Source organism: Peribacillus sp. NPDC058002 (genome assembly GCF_042886655.1).
GTDB lineage: Bacteria > Bacillota > Bacilli > Bacillales > DSM-1321 > Peribacillus > Peribacillus aracenensis.
Genome location: NZ_JBHVQU010000288.1, coordinates 1 through 4194, shown reverse-complemented (window position 1 = coordinate 4194; position 4194 = coordinate 1). Strand labels below are relative to the sequence as shown.

The 4194-nt window shown below is 37.2% G+C and carries 6 protein-coding genes; 2 read left to right on the top strand and 4 right to left on the bottom strand.

What is annotated here, in order from left to right; genetic code table 11:
• The first annotated feature begins 84 nt into the window (after positions 1-84).
• The gene (locus ACFVSH_RS23670; protein WP_387708160.1) at positions 85-381 is read left to right on the top strand and encodes a tyrosine-type recombinase/integrase; all 297 of its coding nucleotides are present in this window, start codon (positions 85-87) and stop codon (positions 379-381) included.
• Positions 382-817: 436 nt separating this feature from the next.
• Positions 818-1615 carry an HAD family hydrolase gene (locus tag ACFVSH_RS23665; RefSeq protein ID WP_387708158.1) on the top strand — a complete coding sequence of 266 codons (798 nt, stop codon included), beginning with the start codon at positions 818-820 and terminating at the stop codon, positions 1613-1615.
• A 259-nt stretch (positions 1616-1874) separates the two neighbouring features.
• Here the strand turns inward: ACFVSH_RS23665 and ACFVSH_RS23660 are convergent, their stop codons facing one another.
• From ACFVSH_RS23660 to ACFVSH_RS23645, 4 genes are all read right to left on the bottom strand, one after another.
• Positions 1875-2096: a hypothetical protein gene (locus ACFVSH_RS23660; RefSeq protein WP_387598576.1), complete on the bottom strand. Its 222-nt coding sequence runs from the start codon at positions 2094-2096 to the stop codon at positions 1875-1877.
• A gap of 488 nt (positions 2097-2584) precedes the next feature.
• Positions 2585-2758: a hypothetical protein gene (locus ACFVSH_RS23655; RefSeq protein ID WP_387708156.1), complete on the bottom strand. Its 174-nt coding sequence runs from the start codon at positions 2756-2758 to the stop codon at positions 2585-2587.
• Between the two features lie 45 nt (positions 2759-2803).
• Entirely contained in the window at positions 2804-3778 is a 975-nt protein-coding gene (locus tag ACFVSH_RS23650; protein ID WP_387708154.1) for a bile acid:sodium symporter family protein, read from the bottom strand.
• A 4-nt stretch (positions 3779-3782) separates the two neighbouring features.
• On the bottom strand, positions 3783-4194 hold a 412-nt coding region (locus tag ACFVSH_RS23645; RefSeq protein WP_387708153.1), incomplete at its 5' end, for an FAD-binding oxidoreductase.

Sequence of the window (4194 nt, the reverse complement as noted above, 5' to 3'; positions counted from 1 at the left end):
TTTAAACTACTCGAAAAAACTGTAATGAGACGCAAATATTTTTTTTATTTAACATGGGAGAATTTTAATTTATAAAAAAAAACTATTTTAGTTCTAGGAAAAGGAACAAAACAACGCCTCCTCCCCCTTCATCCCATTGTCTTACCGATATTTCAAGATTATCAAGAAACCCTTTTGGAGCAGCAAAAACATTACAGTGAACCGAACTTTTATAATCGAAAAAATAAGCCTTTAAATCCTCGTGGATTGCACAAAATATTTATGGAGATTCTAGAACGGGCTGGCTTACCCGCTCACCGATTTTCTCTTCATCATTTAAGGCATACGTTTGCTACCTTACTATTACAAGAAAACAAAGATAAAGTGGATTTAAGAACCTAAACAGGAATTATTAGGCCATGAAAGTCTTGCTACGACCAGTATGTATACACATATAGACTTTGAACAAAATAATAAGTTTGGTTTCACTTTTGGAATTTGGTGTTATGGCTCTTCTTGTTAGCTAATCATACAATTATTATTTACACTCTTTGGCTCGCTCATAATATCTGCTTTACCATCTTTGACTCCTAATGCTATATATGTCGTTTAATTTAATATGTAAGATACTTCACTACACTAAAAAATATAACAATAAATTCGTATAAAAATCTAAGTTTTATTCAACAATAGCACCCCTTAATGGAATAATATTTTTATCTTGCATAGAGCCGTCCCTTACTTCCCAATAAACTTTATTAAATCTGTACACTGAGTTTACAAGACTTTAATAGTCAGATGATATGATTGGTTTACCAACGATGAGGAGGCAGTATATATGGATGTGCGTGCAATATTTATTGATATGGATGGTACACTACTAAAGGCCTCAAATAACATTTCCCGTCGAAATATGGAAGCCATTTATAGGCTCATTAATCAGGGAGTCAAGGTTTTTCTAGCTACTGGTCGACACTATGAAGTAACCGCTCCCTACCATAAAGAAATTGGATTACAAACTCCAATGATCTGTTTGAATGGTGCCGCTATTCACGATGCAGAGACAGGAAGAGCTATGCAAATGAAAACCGTCCGACTGAACGAAGAACGATTCCACCAGCTGACCGCTGAAAATTCTTGTAATGTTATTATCCATACAGTAAATGGGCTTTATTGTAAGGAAACAAATGAAGAAATCGATTATTGGACAAAAGTTGGGCAAATTCCGCCACGTTACATTGGAGATTTAAGACAGGCAAATTATCAAGATGTTCTTAAATATAGTGTTCGAACAGGTGCACCAAGACCTGAATTATCCGCTTTGTTTAAAAACGAAGCAGAGGTCATCAATTGGAATGACGGGTTTGAAATGGTTGCTCCTAATGTTTCCAAATGGTCTGCTATAAAAAACTTACTTCACGAATTTCGAATTAGTCCAAGCGAAGTCGTAGCCATTGGAGACGGACCCAATGATATAGAGATGCTTCGTCATGTCGGTACTGGCGTGGCAATGGGGAACGCTAGCGAAGAGGTTAAAGCAGCTGCTGACTTTGTTACAGGACACCACGAAAATGATGGATTGGCTGAGTTTATAGAAACTTATCTTCATAAATCATATAATTCATATGTGATTTAGATTTATTTTAAAATCCCTTTTTTTATCATCAGATAGTGTATCTTCATCATTTGAACATTTTCATTTATGTTGGTTTTTAACAGTATCAGCTGTTTTGGAATTGCTAATTACTCCTAATTATCAATATTCGCACCCTTTAATACAATAAAAAAATAACCTCTATTAGCTGGTGTAGTAAAAAAGCATTTCTTCTTATTGAAGTTATACACCCGTTAGCTGAATAAGCATATTTCTGTTGTAACGTTAAAGCATTATTAAGTTATCGAAGCCCATCTTCTTCTAAACTCGCCAAATAAGCATTTGTAAAAAAATCGAGAAAATATGAATTTTCCTCAAAATATCTTTTGAATCCCTCTGACACATCCTCTTGAAATTTTTTATCCCAAAACCAAATTGGCATAGCACCTAAATCATCAACAAATTGTTTTAGTACCATATGAAAAGTATCATCAAAAAAAAATCTCTGTTTTCTTCTAACCATTCTTTTACCATTTCATTATTTATGGTTGGTTTTCCATTTAAAACAGATTACTCAATATCGGTTAAAGTAATTGATGAAAAATAGTCCAATGTAAACTCAGCAAAATCTCTTATATTCACCAAAAAGTACCTTCCAAACTCCAGGGTGATTCATATTCAGAGATCCACTTGTTGTTCCAATCGCAATGGGACTCGACAAATACACGGTACACTACAACGTCGCAATTTGTGCTTAAAATATGATGAATTAATGTTTATTTGACTTGAAACTTCAAGAATGAGCCGCAAAGAAACAGTGGGTTTAATATGGGAGCAAGTTCATTTAGAAAATCAGAACGATTTGTAGTTCGAGTAATAGGGAAATTAGAACCCTCCCCCTCCTTCAACTCAATATCTTAATGTCTTTTTGAATGATTTTGTCACTTGGAACCTTCAATGAAAAAATCGCTAATTATATCAATTAATTCATGATTTTGTTCTAGAACTTTATCATTTTTTTCTTTCTTGATATTTGTTTCTGCCTGTTAAAGCTATTGCTACTTCATGCTTGCTGTAGGAGAGCATTAACAGAATGACTCTCTTTTTCCTAGATGAATTCAAGAATTCAAGCAGCATGGTTATTTGCCCCTCCACTTCCCCGCCTGGAAAATATGGCAACAGCAAAAAAATCCCTGCTGGGAGCATAGGATCTTTTTCATTTCAATATTATTAAAGCTTGTTCTCTACTGGCTGGATTGTCCCTTCCTCTATACTGACGCCAGCATGTTTTTTTGACCAGTAAGTCGCAAGAATTGGTCCTGATATGTTGTGCCATGCAGCAGCCAGGACACTTGGAAGTGCTGCCAGCGGGCCGAAATGTGCCGTAGCAAGCGCAACGCCTAACCCGGAGTTCTGCATGCCCACTTCAATCGAAATCGCTCTTCTATTGACTTCATCAAGTCCAAGCACTTTTGCTGTCAAGTAACCAAACAGCAGTCCAAATCCGTTATGAAGCATCACGGCAGTGAAAATAAGGAACCCGGATGTAGCGATGCTAGCTGCGTTGCCTGAGACTACTGCGCTTACAATCGTAATAATGGCTGCTACCGAAATTAGCGGTAAAACGGTTAAGCTTTTTTCAACTATTACCGGGAAAAGCCGCTTAATGGCCAAACCTAAAACAATCGGAAGAAGGATGACTTGTATAATCGACTTAAACATATCAAAAAAATCGACCGGCATCCATTGTCCTGCCAGCAAAAGCAGAAGCAGCGGAGTCATGATTGGTGCCAGTAAAGTTGATACCGAGGTCATAGCTATCGACAAAGGTACATTACCTTTTGCAAGATATACCATAACATTAGAGGCTGTTCCGCCCGGTACACAGCCTAGCAAAACCAGACCAGCAGCTAATTCGGCTGGCAAATTCATAAGTTTCGCAATAAGGTATGCCACAGATGGCATGATGATGAACTGGGCGCAAACTCCAATTATCACGGGCAGTGGTTTAGTGATGATGATTTTAAAATCAACTGCCTTCAAAGTAAGCCCCATTCCAAACATGACAACCCCTAGCAATATCGTAATATAGCCTCCCAATCCCAAAAATGGCTCTGGAAAAATAAAGGCGATTACGGAAATTAAGATAACCCAAACAGCAAAATATTTTCCGGCTAATGCACTGAACGCTTCTAATACCTTCATTTCATCACACTCTTTCTTGCATAAATATTTTACTAGGATTTAATAAATTATCTGGATCAAGGGCTACTTTGATTTTTTCCATCACAAACAGTGAGTTCCCATGTTCTTTTTTCTGATATTTTTGTTTACCGACCCCGACTCCGTGCTCCCCAGTGCATGTTCCGTTCCGCTCAAGGGCATACAGGACAATTTGTTCATTTAGCTGTTCTGCTCTTTTAATCTCTTCTAGATTTTTGTTATCAATCATTAAGAGTACGTGATAGTTTCCATCGCCTACATGGCCGACAATCCCACCGGTAAGGCCCAGAAAATCAACAGTCTCCCTAGCATGCTGAATTGCACCAGACAGATCTGAAATCGGAAGGCAGACATCAGTCACCATCAGTTTTTTTCCAGGATAGCCATGAATATAAGCA